The sequence below is a fragment of the Candidatus Eremiobacteraceae bacterium genome (assembly GCA_035314825.1).
In the GTDB taxonomy this organism is placed as follows: Bacteria; Vulcanimicrobiota; Vulcanimicrobiia; order Eremiobacterales; family Eremiobacteraceae; genus JAFAHD01.
The window spans coordinates 1-16,948 of sequence record DATFYX010000077.1 but is presented as its reverse complement, the minus strand read 5'-3'; the positions used below and the strand labels follow the sequence as shown (position 1 = coordinate 16,948).

The window sequence follows — 16,948 nt, the reverse complement described above, 5'->3', positions numbered from 1 at the left end:
CAGTTGCGCGCTCTCGCGGTCGCGTTGACCGAGCGGCGCAAACAGACCGAGGCGACACTGGCTCAGATCCAAGGACTCGGCGAGTCGCAGGCCGGCGGCCTGAGCGAGGCGGACATCGCCAAGCTCGAGGCCGGTCTAGCGGCCGCGATCGAACGGGCGTCGGCTCCGGCTGCGGCGGCGCCGCCCGCGGCCGCGCCCGCGCAGCCTGCCCAACCTGCTGCCGCCGCTTCGGCGGGAGGCGTCAAGCCCAACGGCGCGGCGCCGGCGCCCGATGTGGCCGCTGCCAAGCCTGGCAAGTCAGAGGCTGAAAAAGCCGAAGCGCAAAAGGTCGAAACGGCGAAAGTCGAGGCCGCCAAGGTCCAGGCGCAAAAGGCCGAGCACGTTAAGGCTGAGGCTGCCAAGGCCGACGCCGCGAAGGCGGAAGCCGTCAAGGCGGACGCCGCCAAAGCCGCGAGCGCCAAAGCCGAAGCCGCGAAGGCGGCTGAGAAGCCGGCCGCGCCGAAAGCCGATGACAATTCGCCCGGCGGGATCTACGCGCGCGGCATCGCGCAGCTCGAAAGCGGCAAGACACAAGAGGCGCTCAAGACGTTGGAGCAACTCCAAACCAATTCCGAATTCGCCGTGCTGGTCCAGACCGCGATCGGCCGTTGCTACGCCCAGCTGGGCAATCATGATGAAGCGCTGGCGCGCTACGCCAAAGCGCTTGAGGTGTCAGGTCATCCCGAAGAGCAGTATCACGACGCGCTGTATCACATGGCTGCTGCGCACGAGAGCCGCGACGACAGCGAATCGCACGAGTTGGCGACCTGGGCGCTCGAAGAGATCCACGCCGCCAATCCCAAGTATCGCGATGTCGCCGCTAAACTGGACGCGCTCAAAGCGAAAGCAGCAAAAGCCGCGGCCGGCGGCGCGGCATAACGCGTGACGAACGCCAACCGCAAGCGCCAACTCGCGGTTGAGACCGCGGCGAAGGAAGGCTTGCGCGCCTCCGTGCCGCTGTACATCGCCGCGGCCGAGGCGTTCGCCCAAGAGGATCGTCCTGCGCAGGGCCTCGAGCTGCTCGGCGAGCTGCTGCGCGCCAAAGAGAAGCGCCGCGGCTTGCTCGGCCGCGTGGAGAAGAATCCTCTCGGCCCGGAGCGCGCGCGCGTCGCCACCAAGTACGCGGAGCTCGCCCACTCGACGTCGCCGACCGAAGACTCGCTCGAAATGCTCGCCGATCTGGCGACTGAGTTCGCCGACGTCGCCGTGATCCGGCGCGCCAACGCCGACGGGCTGCGCAATGCCGGCTACGCGGCGGATGCGATCGACGAATACCGCTACAGCTGGAGGCTGGAACCCGACGACGGCGACATCCCGGTTCGCCTGAGCGAGCTGTACGCCGCGCTCGGTCGCAGCGAAGAAGCTGCCGAGCATCTGCGCAAGGGCATCGCCGCGCACGCCGCCGCCGGTCAGTTCGAGCAGGTCGCCGACCGCGCGATGCGGTTCATCGACCTCAATCCGGACGAGCTCGACGACGTCTTCAACTCGATGGAGCTGCTCCCCGGAGACGTGCTCAAGAAGCACGTGCCATCTCTCGACCATCTGGGCGTGCTCGTGCGCCGCGATCCTTCGCGCGAGGCGGATTGGCGGACGCGGATGGAGCACCGGCTCGTCGATCTGTACGCGCGCGTGCTCGAGACGGATAACCGCAACGGCGCGGCGCGGCGCGGCATCAACGTGCTCGGTCCCAACTATCTCGCCGATGTCGAGGCCAAACTGCGCGCAGCTCCGCCGCGCCCGGCAACGCCGCCACCCGCGGTGCCCGCGCCTGCAGCGCCTGCGCCCCCGGCTGCGCAGGCTCCGGCGCCGTCCGCAGCCGTGCAGGTGCCGGCCGAACCCGACGAGGCCAGCGCGCCCGAACTGGTCGAAAAATCACCGGGCGAGCTTGTCGCTGAAGAGCCCGTCGAGCCGGTCGCCGCCGCCGCGGCGTCTGCGAACGAGCCGTCCGAACCGTCCGTCGCGCCGGCCGCGGCCGCGCCAGCAGCGGCCAAACCGGCGAACACCCCGTCGCGCGCGATCTACGCGTTTGCGCTGCGCAAGGCCCAAGAACAATACGATGCGGGAAGCTTCGAGGAAGCCGCGCAGGCCTGCGACCGGATCCTCAAACGCGGCGACATCCCCGAGGTGCTCGTGCTGCTCGCGCACTGCTACATGAAGATGGATCGCAAGAGCGAGGCCGTCAGCGCGTGCCTACGTTTTGCCGATGCCCAGGCTGCGGAGGATCCGACCAGAGCGCTCGATGCGTTGACCGGCCTCATCAAAGAACTGCCTGATCCCGCGCTGATCCTGCGGCGCTCGCAACTGCTCTCGAGCATCCGCCAAGTCGAACGCGTCTAGGGCGCGAAGGTGTAGACGATCCGATACGTCTCGGTCGCGGGCTTGCCGTCGATCTTGGGCGGCAAGAACGAACTTCGCGAGGCCGCGGCCAGCGCCGCTTGATCCAACGCCGGATGCCCAGCCGAGCGCTCTAAGCGCTGCGAGATGACATTGCCTTTGGGTCCGACGGTGACGAGCACCGTCGCCGTGCCTGTGGCGTTCTGCTCCTTGGCGATCTCAGGATAGTCCGGCTGTATGCGAGTCGCGAAGCGCGCATCGACCACGATCTGCGGAGCGTAGACCTCCGCCGGAGCGGGCGTCGGCGTCGCCGGAGCGGGGGTCGCAGGCGGCTGCGTCGGCAGATTGGTCCCAAGCGGCGCAGGCGTCGGCGGTTGCGCGAAGCTGTTGCCCACGGCCGCGAGGTTGAGCGGCCGCAGCGTTCGCGCCGCCGCCGCGCTCGGCTTGGGTCTCGGCGCGGGCGTCTTCTTGGGCCCGGGCGTCGGTGTCGGGGTCGGCTGCGGCGTCGGCGTCGGCACGGGTGTCGTGGTGGGAAGCGGCGTAGGCGTCGCGCCGAACAACCCGATCGGCTTTGGCGGATGGTAGGCGAGGAGGCGGGTCGCCGCTGTCGCCTTGGGCGTCGGTTTGGGCGCCGCCTGATGGGTGAAGCCGCTCAGGATCGCGCTCAGATCCGGCCGCGCATAGGCGACGTACGCTCCCGCACTGGCGACGGCCAGAACGGCGATCGCCGCCACGATGCGGATGCGCTGCCGGGATTCTTTCTTGCGCTTGCGCTCCTCGCGGTCTTCCTTGAAGCTGCGGCGAAGGGGCGCACCCGGGGTGAAGCTCACGGGGTGCCTCCGATGGGCGCGTACGGGGCGCCTTGGGCGGTCGAGTAAACTCGACCGCTACATTATTAGAGTTATCGTCACAGATGGGCTCTGAGTTTATGACCTATGTGGGACACGCGACGTTACACGCGCGCCGGCAGCGCGTGTGCCAGCGCCCGAAACGCGCGCACGCCGCTGGTCAGCGCCCGCTCGTCCAACCGAAATTCGGGTGAGTGGGTCATGGCCGGATCGTCCACGCCCGGGAACCCGACGCCGAGGCGCAGATAGCAGCCCGGGGCGCGCTGCGCGAAGTACGCGAAATCTTCCGCGCCCATCGAGGGCTCCGGGATCATGACAACGGTGTCGCCGGCATCGCGCAGGATGGATACCGCGCGGTCCACGAGCTCGGGCGCGTTGTACACGCTCGGATAGCCGAACTCGAATTCGATGTCGTATGACGCGCGATGCGCATCGCAGATGCCCTTGACGATGCGCTCGAGCCGGTCGGGGATGCCCTTGCGCACCGTCTCGTCCAGACAGCGGATGGTGCCCTCGAGCACCGTCCGGTCGGCGATGATGTTGCGCCGGTAGCCGCCGCGGATGACGCCGATCGAGATGACGACCGGCTGCAGCGGATCGATCTCGCGGCTGGCGATGCGCTGCGACGAGGTGACGATCTCCGCGGCGATCGGGATCGTGTCAACCGCGCCGTGCGGATAGGCGCCATGCCCGCCGCGACCGCGGACGGTGACCGCGAAGTCGTCGCACGATGCCGACATCGCGCCATGCTTGGTGCCGAACGTGCCGGCGGGCAGCAACGGCGTGACGTGCAGCATCAAGACGGCGTCGACATCCGGATCGCGCATCACGCCGGCTTCGATCATCGGCAACGCGCCGCCGGGCCCCTCTTCGGCCGGCTGGAAGAAGAACTTGATCGTGCCTGCAAGCGTATCGCGCTCGGCGGCAAGCGAGACCGCGGCGCCGAGCAGCATCGCGGTGTGCGCGTCGTGGCCGCAGGCGTGCATCACGCCTGGCACTTTGGAAGAGAACGGTTCGCCGCTGCGCTCGTCGAGCGGCAGGGCATCCATATCGGCGCGGAACGCGACCGTCTTGCCGGGCTTACCGCCTTTGAGCACGCCCATGACGCCCGTCTTCGCGACGCGCGTCGTCGCGATGCCTGCGGCGCGCAGCGTCTCCTCGACGAGTGCGCTGGTGCGCTGCTCCTCGAAGCCGAGCTCGGGATGTTCGTGGATGCGGCGTCGCCAGCCGACGACATCATCGAAGACGCGCGCGAGCGCGGCTTCGGTCATACGGGCAGCGGCTCTTTGGATTGGCGTCCCTGCGCGATCGTGCGCTCGATCTCGGCCGCATCTTTGGGCGGGCCGTCGGCCAGTATCTCGTGCCCCGTCTCCGTGATCAGCACATCGTCTTCGATGCGCACGCCGATGCCTTTGAAGCGCGCGTCGACATCCAAGTCGTCGCCGATGTACAGCCCCGGTTCGATGGTGAGCACCATACCCGCCTCGAGCGGACGCCAGTCGCCGTCTTTGCGATACAGGCCGACGTCGTGCGTGTCGTAACCCAAGAAGTGTCCGACGCGATGGGGCAGGAACGGCTTGTGCGCGCCGCTCTCGATGACGCCGTCGGTCGACCCCTTGACGAGCTTGAGTTCGCGCAGCCCGTCGACCATGATGCGCTGCGCAGCATCGTTGACGGTCGTGTTGTACACGACGCCCGGTTTGCACGCCGCGATGGCCGCGAGGTTCGCCGCCAACACGATGTCGTACACCGTGCGCTGCTCGGGCGTGAACGTGCCCGACATCGGCCACGTGCGCGTGATGTCGCCGCAGTAGAAGTCAGCTTCGGCACCGGCGTCGACGAGCACGAGCGCGTCATCCGGGATGCGCTCGCGATTGGCGGTGTAGTGAAGATACGTCGCGTTGTTGCCGCCGGCGACGATGCTGGGATAGGCGTTCGACTGGGCGCCGCGGCTGGCGAAGACGTAGTCGACGATCGCCTGCACTTCGTACTCGTGCATGCCCGGCCGCGCATGGCGCATGGCGGCGAGATGGCCCGCCGCGGAGATCTCGACCGCGCGCCGCATGCCGGCGATGTCCGCGGGGCTCTTGATCACGCGCATCTCGTGGAGGATGGGGCTCGGATCGAGCAGATCCACCGCGGCGCGATCGCTGCGCCGGCGCGCGACGCGTGCGCGCTGCACGTGCTCGGTGATGCGTCGCTGGAACTCCGGGCCGCCGCCGAAGCCGTAGTACAGGCTGTCCGACGTGTCGAGCAGCGCGGGCAAGCGCTCGTCGAGCTCGGCCAGCGGAAACGCGGCGTCAACGCCCAGTGCCGCTGCCGCGCTCTCGACGCCGAGGCGCTTGCCTTCCCAGATCTCGCGGTCGCGGTCGCGCGGGCGCACGAAGATGACCGACTTGGTCTGCGGATGGGTGGGCGCGAGCACGAGCACGCTGCCCGCCTCCGCGAAACCGGTGAGATAATAGAAGTCGGAATCTTGGCGGTACGGGTAGTGGCCGTCGTTGGAACGGATCGCCTGCGGCGCGCTCGGAAAGACGGCGACCGCGTCGCCGATGCTCTTGACGAAGGCGGCGCGGCGCCGCTGGAACTCGGTCACGGTCACAGTCCTCGCGCTTGGCGCAGATACTCGACGGTGTGGCGGATCGTGTCGCCGTCGCCGGCGCCCGGCGAGCGGCGCAGATACGTCTCGAGGTCCTCGATCGCCTGGTCGTAGCGATGCAGCCGCGCGAACAGGATGCCGCGGTCGCGCAATTCGGTCGGATCGTCCGGATCGAGCGCGAGCTGCAGCTCGATGGCGGCGAGCGCCGCGACGTAGTTCTTGGCTTGGCTCAAGCTGTTCTTGAGGTTGAGCAGCACGCGCTTGACGATGGTGCGGTGCGATACCGGGTCGAGGAACGAATCGCGCCACGTGATGCGGCCGCGATAGAGTTTGTCGACGAGCGCGACGCACTCGGGCACGTCGAGCAAGGTCCCGCCTTGGAACGGGTCGATGAACAGCCGGCTCGTCGCGTCGGGGAAGCGCACTACGAAGTGCCCAGGCAAGCCGACGCCGGCGAGCGTGAGGCCCACGCGGCGCGCGGTCTCCATGAGCACGATCGAGAGCGTGATGGGGATGCCGACCCGCCGGTCGAGCACGCTCGAGATCATGCTGTTGCCCGGCTCGTAGTACGCGCTGCGATTGCCGCGGAAGCCGCCCTCGCCGAAAAGCGTCTTGAGCACGCCCGCCATGCGCGCGTAAGGATCGCTCGAGTTCCCGGCCGTTTTCGCTGCGCGCGCCGCCAGCGCGTCGAACTTGCGCGCGTAGCGGTCTGGCTCGACGCCGTGGTCGAAGACGGCAGAGGCGAGCAGACAGGCGGTGTCGAGCGGCAGATCGACGTTCTCCTCGTCGCAGCGTGCGACGAGGTTGGCGAAGCGTTGACCAGGCAGCGATGGTCTCATCAGGGAGCGCTCCCTTCTCGGCGGCGCGCGACCGCCCCTAGCGGGGAGGCGCGGTCGAGAACCAGAAATCGCGTCACATGCGCGTCGACGCCGATGCTGCGCTCGCGCGGCGAGCGGAGTTCCCCATTCTTTCCACCTGCGCGTATCTCATCAGCAACTCCCTCGGCGCGATGCCGGCGCGAACCGCGCAGCGCCTGGCGGACTATGCTCACAGTTGGGCGACGAACGGCGTGCTGGCGTGGGATGAATGGCTTATGGCCGCGCGTACGACCGCCGACCTGGTCTCGGCTCTCATCGGCGCAGGCCGCGACGAGGTGACGATACTGCAGAACGTCTCGATCTGCGAGTCGGTGCTCATCTCGTGCCTCGATTTCTCGGGCCCTCGCAACAAGGTGGTCTATTCCGACCTCGAGTTCCCCACCGTGCACTACGTCTGGCAGGCGCAGGCGCGCCGCGGCGCGCGCCTGGAAGTCGTCGTGAGCCCGGATGGCATCCGCGTCGACGTCGGCGCGCTGTGCGACGCCATCGACGAGACGACCATCGCCGTACCGATCTCGCACGTGCTGTTCCGCTCGAGCGCGATCTGCGACGTGGCCCCGATCGTCGAGAAGGCGCACCGCGTCGGCGCGTTCGTGTTCTTGGACGTCTTCCAGTCGATCGGGACGCTGCCGATCGACGTCGCGGCGCTGGGCGTGGACGCGGTCGTCGGCGGTTGCCTGAAATGGCTGTGCGGCGGTCCCGGCGCGGCGTTCTTGTGGGTGCGGCCCGATCTGTACGAGCGTCTTGCGCCCGCGATGGTCGGCTGGTTCGGCCACAAGCGGCCGTTCGATTTCGACATGGGAGCGTTCGAGGGTGCCGATGACGTCTGGCGCTACGCGGGCGGCACATCCAACGTGCCGGCGCTCTACGCGGCGATGAGCGGCCTAGAGATCGTCAACGAGATCGGCGTCGATGCGATCAGAGCACGCAGCGTCGCCCTGACCTCGCTGCTCGTCGACCGAGCGCAAGAGCACGGGCTGGCCGTGCGCTCGCCGCTCGACGCAGCCGCGCGCGGCGGCCACGTGACCGTCGATCTTCCAGATGCGCGCCGCGCGTCCGACGAGCTGATCCGGCGCGGGTTCATGGTGGATTTCCGTCCGAACGCAGGCATTCGCATCGCGCCGCATTTCTACAACACGCGCGATGAGGTCGAGGCGGTCGTGCACGAGCTGGTAGCCATTCGCGATGGCCGCTGACGTCGTCGTCGTCGGGGCAGGTCCGGGCGGCTCAGCCGCGGCGCACTGGCTGGCGCGCGCCGGCGTGGGCGTCGTCATGCTCGAACGCGCGCGCTTCCCGCGCGACAAGAGCTGCGGCGACGGCGTCACCGCGCACGCGGTCGACATCTTGGCCGACATGGGCGTGCGGCTGGAAGATTTTGAGGGCAGGTGCGCCCGCACGTATGGCGGCTTGATCGGTGGGCCCAGCGGCACGACGTTTTGCGCCGACCCGCCGCCACACGACGACGGCTCGAAAGTCGAATGCTGGGTCGTGCCGCGCGTGCTGCTCGACGAACGCCTCGCGCGCGCCGCGGTCAGCGCCGGCGCCGCGCTGCGCGAAGAGTGCGCGTTCACCGGCGTGACGCGCCGCGCCGGCGGGCTGCGCGTGGAATATACCGATCGTTCCGGCGCGGGCACGATCGATTGCAAGATCGTCATCGGCGCGGACGGCGCCCACTCCGCGGTCGCCAAAGCCCTAGGGCTCTCCGAGAATCCCCCCGCACATCTAAGTTACGCGCTGCGCGGCTACTACGAAGGCGTCCAGGGTCTGAGCGACAAGCTCGAGATCTACTATTACGATCGGCACACGCTGCCCGGCTACGGATGGATCTTTCCGGCGGGCGACGGGCTAGCCAACATCGGCATCGGACTTTTCCTTGGCGAGCTGCGGCGTTCCAAGAAGAAGATGCGCGATCTGCTCGACGAGTTTCTCGCGCACACGCCGCGCGTCGCCGAGCGCTGCCGCGCAGCGCGCCCAGCCGGTCGCGCGATCGGCTGGCCGCTGCCGGTCTCAAGCGCGCATCGCCCGACCGTGTTCCCCAACGCCATGCTGGTAGGCGATGCCGCATCGCTGGTGGACCCGCTGACCGGTGAAGGCATATACACGGCACTGGTCTCGGGCCGCAGCGCGGCGCGGGCGGCGCAACGGGCGCTCACGGCCGGCGACTGCTCGCGCGCTGCGTTGCGCTCGCACGAGATCGAGTGGCGCGCGGAGGCTGGCGGCTATCTCTCATCGGGCCGGCTGCTCAAGAACCTCGCCAAGAGCGCGACGCTGCTCGACCTCATCGTGCGCAAGGCCGCGAGCAGCGAGTATTACGCCAGCCGGGCCATAGGCTACGGGCTCGGCACGCTCGACCGCCGCCGGGCACTGCGTTCAATCGTTTTCAAAGCGCTGTTCCAACCATCGTTCTTCACGGGGCGGGCCCGGGACGAGGCCGGCTATGCCGCGGGCGGTTGAAACTTTCCGTCGAACCTAGGGTTAAGGTAGAGCGACATGATGAACGAACCAACCCAGCCGCAGCTCGCGCCGGCTATGCCGGTCGAACGTCCGCTGCCGGACCGTCTCCAAGCCGAATCGCGCACGTGGGCCATGCTGTGCCACCTTTCGTCCCTCTGCGCCTTCATCGGCGTGCCGTTCGGGCATCTCGTCGGACCGCTGATCGTGTGGCTGGTGAAGAAGGACCAGTTCCCGCTCGTCGACGATCAGGGCAAGGAATCGCTGAACTTCCAGATCTCGATGACCATCTACGGAATCGTCGCGCTGTTCTTGTGCTTCGTGCTCATCGGCATCCCGCTGCTCGTGCTGCTGGTCTTCGTCGATCTCGTGCTGCCGGTCATCGCCGCGGTCGAGGCGAGCAATGGACAGATCTATCGCTATCCCTTCACGATCCGCTTCTTGATCTGAGCGCGCGCGGCTTCCGCCTTCAAGAAGCGCTTCGCGCTCGGACACAGATCCACGAGCACGCATCGAGCGCATTCCGGATTTCGCGCGTGGCACACTTGTCGGCCGTGGTGGATCAGCCACTGGTGCGCGCGCGACCACCACGCCTTCGGCACGACTTTCTGGAGCTGGCGTTCGGATTGCGCCGGCGTGCGCGCTCGCGTGAGGCCGGTGCGGTTGGCGACGCGGAAGACGTGTGTGTCCACCGCGATGGCCTCTTGTGCGAATGCGACCGCCAGCACGACGTTGGCCGTCTTGCGCCCGACGCCGGGCAGCTCGAGCAGTTCGTCCATCGTCTGCGGCACTTCGCCGCCGTGGTGTTCGACGATCATGCGGCTCGCCGCGACGATGTTCTTGGCTTTGGTGGTGAAGAGCCCGCAGGTCTTGATGAGCGGTTCGATGTCGTGCGGCTCCGCCGCGGCCATCGCTTCGGCGGTCGGGTAACGCGTGAAGAGCGCGGGCGTCACCATGTTGACACGTGCATCGGTGCACTGGGCGGAGAGTATCACGGCCACGAGCAGCTGGAACGTGTCGCCGAAGTCGAGCGCGATCTCGGCCCGTGCATATTCGTGGCGCAGGCGTTCGAGTATGGCGGCGTCGCGCTGAGCTTTGGTCAGGGAAGGGCGACGCGCGTTCGAGTCCGGTTGAGCGCGACGAGCCCGTCGGCTTCGAGGTCGCGCAGCAGGTCGTGCAGCCACGGCAGGTCGCTTTTGCCAAAGCCTTCTTTTACCTGCGGACCGAGGCGCAGGAGACTCACGCTGGGCGAATCGACGAGCGCCCGGATGACGCGGCCGCGCTGCTGCCGCCTGGACCCCTCGAACTTCGAGTCGTATGGAGCGGTCGAGTTCACTCGACCGTTAGAGTGGTATGGAGCGGTCGAGTTCACTCGACCGTGCATGACGTAGACGCACGCCTTCCGCGCCGGGCATTCCGCACACGCCGGCTTGGCGCGGCAGAACAGAGCGCCGACGTCCATGAGCGCGTGGTTCCACGACGCCGCATCTCGCGGAAGCACATCATGCGCGGCTTCCCACACTTCGGCCTCCGGCGCGCGATCGACGCCGAGCAGTGCGCGTGATAACACGCGCTCAACGTTGACGTCGACGGCCGGTTCGCGCGCGCGGAATGCGAAACTCGCGATCGCGCCGGCCGTGTAGCGTCCGACTCCCGGCAGCGATCGGAGCTCGGCGACATCGCGTGGGATGCGCGCGCCACGGTTTTCGACGACTTCGCGCGCGCACAGCCAAAGGTTGCGCGCCCGCCGATTGTATCCCAGCCCCGACCAAGCACCGAGCACGTCGCGCAACGGCGCGGCCGCTAACGCGCCCAGCGACGGAAAGCGTTTCAGAAACGCGCGGTACTTCGGGATCACGCGCGAGACTTGCGTCTGCTGCAACATGATCTCAGAGACGAGGACGGCATACGGGCTGCGCGCGCGCCGCCACGGCAGCTCACGACCATGCGCCCGGTACCAGCGCAGCACGTCGCGGCGCAGCGCGCTAGACGTGGATCGCGCCCTCTAAGTAGAGCGCCGCGCGGCCGGCGATGCCGACGCGCTCGCCGAGATCTTCGCAGTAAAGCTCGCCGCCGCGCGCCGAAAGCTGCAGCGCGCGCAACGGGTTGCGCCCGAGGCGCTTGGACCAGTACGGGATCAACGTGCAATGAGCCGAGCCCGTGACCGGATCTTCGGGGATGCCTTGCTTCGGCGCGAAAAAGCGCGAGACGAAATCGCTATCGACGCCGGGAGCGGTGCAGATGAACGCCCGCACGTCATCGATCGAAGCGAGCTTCGCCATGTCGGGTTTGAGCGCGCGCACCTCGGCCTCGCTCTTGAACACCGCCATATAGTCAACAGCCTTCAAAACGGTTTCAGGTCTCACGTTGATCGCCTCGAGCAATCCCGCGGGCGGGTCGCACGGGACGCCGGGCCGTGCCGGGAAGTTCAGGACAACGGTTTCGTCCAGCTTGCTGACCTGCAGCGGGCCGCTCTTCGACGAGAACGTCACCGATGTGCGCGACGGTTCGAGGATCTTGAAGACCGCGTAGCCGCTGGCAAGCGTCGCATGGCCGCACAGGTCGACCTCGCAGGCCGGCGTGAACCAGCGGATGCCGTACTCAGAGCCCTGCGGCACGATGAACGCCGTCTCCGAAAGATTGTTCTCAAGGCCGATCGACTGCATCGTCGCATCCGGCAGCCACGCGTCGAGCGGGCAGACAGCCGCGGGATTGCCGCCGAACACGCGGCTGCTAAAGGCATCGATTTGATACAACGGAATCTTCATGCGTGCGGCCTTCGCTTTGCCTCGCCTCGGCGCCCTTTGATGAGCGGTCGAGTAGATTCGACGGTCGAATAAATTCGACCGCTACACGCTGTACGTTTGCAGCATGACTGCCCACATCTGGCTCGGCGCGATGGGATGGCAAGAAAAGGACTGGGTCGGGCCGTTCTATCCCGTCGGCACCGGTCCCAAGGCGATGCTCGCGCAGTACGCGCGCTCGCTTTCGACCGTCGAGGTCGACTCGACGTTCTACGGTAGACCGCGCGCGACCACGGTGGACGAATGGGCGGCGGCGGTGCCCGGCGATTTCCGCTTCGCCCTCAAGGTGCCGCGCGAAGTGACCCACAAGCGACGCTTCGAGGACGTGGGCGAGTATTTCGGGTTTTTCGTCGAGCGCGCGCGCACCCTCGGCTCGAAACTCGGCGCGATCCTGCTCCAATGTCCGCCTGACTTCGCGCCGAGCGCCACCAACCGCAGCCGGCTGTTCGAATTTCTTGAAACGCATCTGCCGGACGACATGCGCGTCGCGCTCGAGCTGCGCGACGCGGGCTGGTTCGACGACGCGCTGTTCGCGCTGGCTCGCGCCAAGCGGTTCGCGATCGCGGCGATCGAGAGCGAGCGTTTCGACGTCGCCTTCGCCGCCGACGTGCTGGCGCACCAACGCGGTGGCGCGGACTTCGCCTACCTCCGTTTTATGAGCGATGACGCGTTCGAGCACTTCGACCGCGTGCGCGTCGACCGCTCCGCGTCGCTCGAGGCGTGGACCAAGGTCCTCGCGCCGCTGCGCGATGAGCTCCACGACATCTATGGCTACGTCAGCGACGATTATGCCGGTCACGCGCCTGCCACCGTGCGCGATTTGCTGCAACGGCTGGGCGAGAACGCGCCGCCGGACATCAGCACCCCGACGCTGTTCTGACTGCCGTCACGCAGGAAGCCGCTCCACCTGATGGAAAGGTTGTGAACCGGGAAAGGTATCGCAACACGCGTGATCGTCAACGACATCGAGGTCCTGTTCGGTGGCCAAGCCGGTGACGGCAGTCTCACCACCGGCGACTTCATCGCCACCGCGTTCAAGCGCATGGGCCTTGACGTCTACACGTTCAAGGACTTTCCGTCGCGCATCCGCGGCGGCCACACGAACTACGTCATCCGCGCGGGCGAGCGCCCGCATTACGGACTGGCCGACTACGTCGACGCGATGATCGCGTTCGACCTCGAATGCGTCGAGAAGCACGTCGACGAGATGCGCCCCGGCGGCTTCGTGATCTTCGACAGCACCTCAGAGCAGCTGACAGATGCGGTGCGCCGCCCCGACGTGCGCTACTACGAAGTGCCGCTCGCGAAGATCGCCAAAGAAGATCTCGGCCTTGAACTCGTGCGCAACACGATCTCGCTCGGTGTGATCGCGCAACTTATCGGTATGGACCCGGCGATCGTGCGCGGGCTCGTGACCAAACAGTACGAGCGCAAAGGCGACAAGGTCGTGTCGCAGAACATCGGCGCCATCGAAGCGGGCGAGAACTACGTCAAGGAACATTTCAAAGACGCGCCCAGCGGTTACCGCTTGCAGGCGCGACCCGACGTCGACCGGCTCATCATGATGGGCAACGACGCGATCGGCTACGGCGCGCTGGCGGCCGGCTGCCGCTTCATGGCCGGCTACCCCATCACGCCGGCGACCGACATCCTCGAATGGATGGCCAAACACGCGCCCAAGTACGGCGGCGTCGTCATCCAAGCCGAAGACGAACTGGCGGCGATCAATATGATCATCGGCGCCGCCTACGCGGGCGCGCGCGCGATGACCGCGACCTCCGGTCCCGGCCAAGCGCTCATGACCGAGGGCGTCGGGTTGGCCGGCGTGACCGAGACGCCGATCGTCATCGTCGAGTGCGCCCGCGCGGGGCCGTCCACCGGTATGCCGACCAAGACCGAACAGTCCAACCTCAACCATCTGATCTTCTCGGGCCACGGCGAGATCCCGCGCGTCGTGCTCGCACCCGGTTCGGTCGAAGAGTCATTTTATCTGACCGTGTCGGCGTTCAATCTGGCCGAGAAATACCAAGTGCCGGTATTCATCATCAGCGAGCAGGCGCTGTGCCAGAGCAAAGAGACGACGCCCAAGCTCGACATGGCAGCCGTGACGGTGGATCGCGGCAAACTTCACCGCAATGGCGCGCTCACGTTCGGCGAATACAAGCGCTACGAGTTCACCGAGGATGGCGTCTCACCGCGAGCGATCCCTGGCACCGAAGGCGGCATGCATCTCGTGCCGGGTTCCGAGCACAACGACATGGGCGTGATCACTGAAGACGCGCGCAATCGCGTGAAGATCATGGACAAGCGCATGCACAAACTCGTGTCCATGCGGCCTGACCTGCCGAAGGCGATCGTGCACGGCGACCGCAGCGCGGGCCTCGTGTTCATCGGCTACGGCAGCAACCGCGGCCCGATCACCGAGGCGCAGGACCGCCTGGCCGCGGCCGGCATCGCGTCGCGCTTCCTGCAGCTGCGCACGCTGTGGCCCTTCCCCGAAGACGAAGTGCGCGATTTCCTCAAATTTGCGCATCACATCTTCGTGGTGGAGAACAACATGACCGGGCAAGTGGAACGCCTCGTGCGCTACGTGACCGGGCCGCTGCCCAATATGCACCGCGTGCTCAAGTACAGCGGGCGCCCGTTCCGGCCGATCGAGATCATCGAAGCCGTTCTCAAGGTCGTGCCTCACGACAACGGCGCGGTGCCCGAGCGCAGCTCCGTCAAGAGCGTCGAAATGGAGCGGTCGAATTCGGCAGAAATGGAGCGGTCGAGTTTACTCGACCGAGCAAAGTGATACCGTGGCCACTCAACTGACCCCCAAAGATTTCGCGACCGCCACGCCCTCGTGGTGGTGCCCCGGCTGCGGCGACTTCGGCGTGCTCGCGGCGCTCAAACAGGCCTGTGCGGAGCTCGAGCTGCAACCCAAGGACGTCGCGTTCATCTCTGGCATCGGCTGCTCTGGCAAGATCTCCGGCTACCTTCATTCGTACGCGTTTCACGGCGTGCACGGCCGCGCATTGCCGACTGCGACCGCGGTGAAGCTGGCGAATCGCGATCTCACCGTCATCGTCGCGGGCGGCGACGGCGACGGCTATGCGATCGGCGCAGGCCACTTCTTGCACGCGGTGCGCCGCAACCCGAACATGACCTACATCATCATGGATAACCAGACGTATGGCTTGACCAAAGGACAATCGTCGCCGACCAGCATGCTCGGCTATCTCTCGGGTACCAGCCCGTCGGGCAACCCGGACGCGCCGCTCAACGGACTCGCCGTGGCGCTAGCTGCTGGAGGCACGTTCCTCGCGCGCGCCTTCTCATCCGAGCCCAAGGCCATGGTCGAGATGATCGTGGAGGCCGTGCGCCATCCGGGCTTCGCGATCGTCGAAGTGATGTCGCCATGCGTGACCTTCAATAAGGTCAACACCTACAAGTGGTTCAAAGAGAACGTCTATCATCTGAGCGACATCGAAGGTTACGACGCGACCAATCGCGCGCGGGCGTTCGAAGTGCTCATGCAGCACGGCAAGATCCCGCTGGGCGTGTTCTACCGCGAAACGCGGCCGACGTTCGACGAGCTGACGTTGAAAGATAGCGCACCGATCGCGACTCTCGATATTGAATCGGTTGATCTGGCGCTTGCGGAAATACAAGAAGCTTACGTTTAGAAGCTTATCGGAAAATTAGCGGCCGCGGGATTTCCGCGGCCGCTGTCATTTGTGAAAGTAAGCTGGGACAGTCGTTACGGACCAACTACCACCCCGTTTGGATTTCCAGGACCTGGGATACTGAACAATGGCACACTCGCGCCACTGAACGGTGGCGCGAAGACGGACAGGTTTCCGTTTGCGCCGTCCGCCTCATAAGGCACGTAGAGGTTTCCAGCTGCGTCCATTGATATGAAGGACGCCAGCCCGGATGTTCCGCCGCTCACGGTGGGGGGCGATATAAAAAACGACGGCGTGATGCCAGTCGCAAACGGCGGCTTGAAAGCATAGACCTTGCCAGACGTGAAGTCGCTGACGTACATCTGGTCCTTTACGTCAAACCCGATGCCTTCGGGGAAGCCGGGCGACGTGATCGTAGCAACCGCGGCCATGCCGTTCGCGAAGGGTGGGTTGAACACTAGTACTTGCCCGGCCACTTGATTGGCGACGAACATCCGGCCCAACGAAAACGTGATGCCCGTCTGGTTGTTAAGGGCAGGCAAAGTCGCGTTAATAGTCAGCGCGGGCGTCGGAACGCCTGTTGTGAACGGGGGGGCGAACTCATAGATTGTGCTGCTACCGGCGCTGCTAACCCAAATATCGCCGGTTTGATCGAGCGTCAGAAATACCGCATTGTTGAACGCGGGGAACGGGCCCAGCGTCGTGGCCGGCATGCTCGTTGCGGTGACTGGTTGTGAGAAGATGAAGATGCTTTGAGCGGTTCTGTCGAGCACGTACAGATTTTTCGCTGCGTCCATTGCCACCGCCGAGGGCTGGCCCACTATGCCGTTTGGCACGCCCAAAGTGAAGAGAGGGGTAGAGCTGGCGCTGAGCGGCATTTGATAAACGGTGACGCCTGCAGTTCCGCTGACAAAAGCCGGATTAGCGACGTAAACATGAGCCGGAGCTGGTGGCGGCAACGCGATCACCGGGTTTTTCGAGCAACCCGCTGCGACCACTGAAATGGACGCCAAGAAAATGGCTAAGACAAACGAACGCTTCACAGTACCCCTCCAAAACGACGAGCCGGATTCAAACGTCAGCATGCCGATTCTGCTCGGGCGTACCCTTCGCCTGGTCCGGCTGAGCGGGACAGGGCCTCGCTCGATCCGGGCTTCGCAGTTTTTCACGCGTAGGAATGCGGGGCGGCCGGTGGAAAACTGTGCGCTGAGCCGCGATATCGAGTTCGCGTTACGATAAGGAGTGCATCTGTGCGATCATTCACGACTCGGGTATTGTTGTTTGCCCTTTCGGCAGCCGCCCTCGCCGGGTGCTCCAAGAACCC

The 16,948-nt window shown here is 66.2% G+C and carries 16 protein-coding genes; 8 read left to right on the top strand and 8 right to left on the bottom strand.

Translation table 11 applies throughout. From position 1 onward, the window contains the following. Together VKF82_11420 and VKF82_11415 are read left to right on the top strand one after the other, a co-directional pair. Positions 1 to 918, top strand: a 918-nt coding sequence (locus VKF82_11420) for a tetratricopeptide repeat protein (GenBank protein ID HME82664.1), incomplete at its 5' end; no start/stop codon positions are given. A gap of 3 nt (positions 919 to 921) precedes the next feature. Next, positions 922 to 2,376 carry a hypothetical protein gene (locus tag VKF82_11415; protein HME82663.1) on the top strand — a complete coding sequence of 485 codons (1,455 nt, stop codon included), beginning with the start codon at positions 922 to 924 and terminating at the stop codon, positions 2,374 to 2,376. Here VKF82_11415 and VKF82_11410 read toward each other — a convergent pair. The 4 genes from VKF82_11410 to VKF82_11395 form a co-directional block, all read right to left on the bottom strand. Then, entirely contained in the window at positions 2,373 to 3,203 is an 831-nt protein-coding gene (locus VKF82_11410; GenBank protein ID HME82662.1) for a TonB family protein, read from the bottom strand. The genes VKF82_11415 and VKF82_11410 overlap by 4 nt on opposite strands. A 122-nt stretch (positions 3,204 to 3,325) precedes the next feature. Beyond that, positions 3,326 to 4,492 carry an amidohydrolase gene (locus VKF82_11405; protein HME82661.1) on the bottom strand — a complete coding sequence of 389 codons (1,167 nt, stop codon included), beginning with the start codon at positions 4,490 to 4,492 and terminating at the stop codon, positions 3,326 to 3,328. Next, positions 4,489 to 5,817 carry an aminopeptidase P N-terminal domain-containing protein gene (locus VKF82_11400; protein HME82660.1) on the bottom strand — a complete coding sequence of 443 codons (1,329 nt, stop codon included), beginning with the start codon at positions 5,815 to 5,817 and terminating at the stop codon, positions 4,489 to 4,491. The genes VKF82_11405 and VKF82_11400 overlap by 4 nt, the downstream gene beginning before the upstream one ends. A gap of 2 nt (positions 5,818 to 5,819) precedes the next feature. After that, entirely contained in the window at positions 5,820 to 6,659 is an 840-nt protein-coding gene (locus VKF82_11395; GenBank protein ID HME82659.1) for a tetratricopeptide repeat protein, read from the bottom strand. 77 nt (positions 6,660 to 6,736) lie between these two features. On the opposite strand from VKF82_11395, the gene VKF82_11390 reads away from it, so the two are divergent. The 3 genes from VKF82_11390 to VKF82_11380 are packed head-to-tail and all read left to right on the top strand — an operon-like array spanning position 6,737 to position 9,599. Next, positions 6,737 to 7,894 (top strand): aminotransferase class V-fold PLP-dependent enzyme, encoded by a 1,158-nt coding sequence (locus tag VKF82_11390; GenBank protein ID HME82658.1) that lies wholly within the window; start codon positions 6,737 to 6,739, stop codon positions 7,892 to 7,894. Further along, the gene (locus tag VKF82_11385; GenBank protein ID HME82657.1) at positions 7,884 to 9,152 is read left to right on the top strand and encodes a geranylgeranyl reductase family protein; all 1,269 of its coding nucleotides are present in this window, start codon (positions 7,884 to 7,886) and stop codon (positions 9,150 to 9,152) included. The genes VKF82_11390 and VKF82_11385 overlap by 11 nt, the downstream gene beginning before the upstream one ends. A 36-nt stretch (positions 9,153 to 9,188) precedes the next feature. Then, positions 9,189 to 9,599: a DUF4870 domain-containing protein gene (locus tag VKF82_11380; protein HME82656.1), complete on the top strand. Its 411-nt coding sequence runs from the start codon at positions 9,189 to 9,191 to the stop codon at positions 9,597 to 9,599. On the opposite strand, the gene nth is transcribed toward VKF82_11380, so the two are convergent. From nth to VKF82_11365, 3 genes are read right to left on the bottom strand one after another with little or no spacing between them, the layout of a single operon-like run. Further along, on the bottom strand, positions 9,569 to 10,333 hold the full coding sequence (gene nth, locus VKF82_11375; protein ID HME82655.1) for an endonuclease III: 765 nt from the start codon (positions 10,331 to 10,333) through the stop codon (positions 9,569 to 9,571). The genes VKF82_11380 and nth overlap by 31 nt on opposite strands. Next, complete coding sequence (locus VKF82_11370; GenBank protein ID HME82654.1) at positions 10,249 to 11,118, bottom strand: hypothetical protein; 870 nt, start codon at positions 11,116 to 11,118, stop codon at positions 10,249 to 10,251. Before VKF82_11370 ends, nth begins: the two co-directional genes overlap by 85 nt. Positions 11,119 to 11,134: 16 nt before the next feature. Continuing rightward, on the bottom strand, positions 11,135 to 11,917 hold the full coding sequence (locus VKF82_11365; GenBank protein HME82653.1) for a PhzF family phenazine biosynthesis protein: 783 nt from the start codon (positions 11,915 to 11,917) through the stop codon (positions 11,135 to 11,137). A gap of 103 nt (positions 11,918 to 12,020) precedes the next feature. Here VKF82_11365 and VKF82_11360 point away from each other — a divergent pair, with 103 nt between their 5' ends. From VKF82_11360 to VKF82_11350, 3 genes are all read left to right on the top strand, one after another. Beyond that, positions 12,021 to 12,833, top strand: coding sequence for a DUF72 domain-containing protein (locus tag VKF82_11360; GenBank protein ID HME82652.1), 813 nt, complete (start codon positions 12,021 to 12,023; stop codon positions 12,831 to 12,833). Between the two features lie 69 nt (positions 12,834 to 12,902). Further along, complete coding sequence (locus VKF82_11355) at positions 12,903 to 14,750, top strand: 2-oxoacid:acceptor oxidoreductase subunit alpha (GenBank protein HME82651.1); 1,848 nt, start codon at positions 12,903 to 12,905, stop codon at positions 14,748 to 14,750. Positions 14,751 to 14,754: 4 nt separating this feature from the next. Further along, on the top strand, positions 14,755 to 15,624 hold the full coding sequence (locus VKF82_11350; GenBank protein ID HME82650.1) for a 2-oxoacid:ferredoxin oxidoreductase subunit beta: 870 nt from the start codon (positions 14,755 to 14,757) through the stop codon (positions 15,622 to 15,624). Between the two features lie 74 nt (positions 15,625 to 15,698). Here the strand turns inward: VKF82_11350 and VKF82_11345 are convergent, their stop codons facing one another. Next, positions 15,699 to 16,709, bottom strand: a complete 1,011-nt coding sequence (locus VKF82_11345; GenBank protein ID HME82649.1) for a hypothetical protein — start codon at positions 16,707 to 16,709, stop codon at positions 15,699 to 15,701. Positions 16,710 to 16,948 lie beyond the last annotated feature (239 nt).

Coding starts and splice junctions, on each gene's coding strand:
- VKF82_11405 (HME82661.1), bottom strand. CDS start 4,492: ATGACCGAAGCCGCGCTCGCGCGCGTCTTCGATGATGTCGTCGGCTGG.
- VKF82_11395 (HME82659.1), bottom strand. CDS start 6,659: ATGAGACCATCGCTGCCTGGTCAACGCTTCGCCAACCTCGTCGCACGC.
- VKF82_11390 (HME82658.1), top strand. CDS start 6,737: ATGCGCGTCGACGCCGATGCTGCGCTCGCGCGGCGAGCGGAGTTCCCC.
- VKF82_11385 (HME82657.1), top strand. CDS start 7,884: ATGGCCGCTGACGTCGTCGTCGTCGGGGCAGGTCCGGGCGGCTCAGCC.
- VKF82_11380 (HME82656.1), top strand. CDS start 9,189: ATGATGAACGAACCAACCCAGCCGCAGCTCGCGCCGGCTATGCCGGTC.
- VKF82_11365 (HME82653.1), bottom strand. CDS start 11,917: ATGAAGATTCCGTTGTATCAAATCGATGCCTTTAGCAGCCGCGTGTTC.
- VKF82_11360 (HME82652.1), top strand. CDS start 12,021: ATGACTGCCCACATCTGGCTCGGCGCGATGGGATGGCAAGAAAAGGAC.
- VKF82_11345 (HME82649.1), bottom strand. CDS start 16,709: ATGCTGACGTTTGAATCCGGCTCGTCGTTTTGGAGGGGTACTGTGAAG.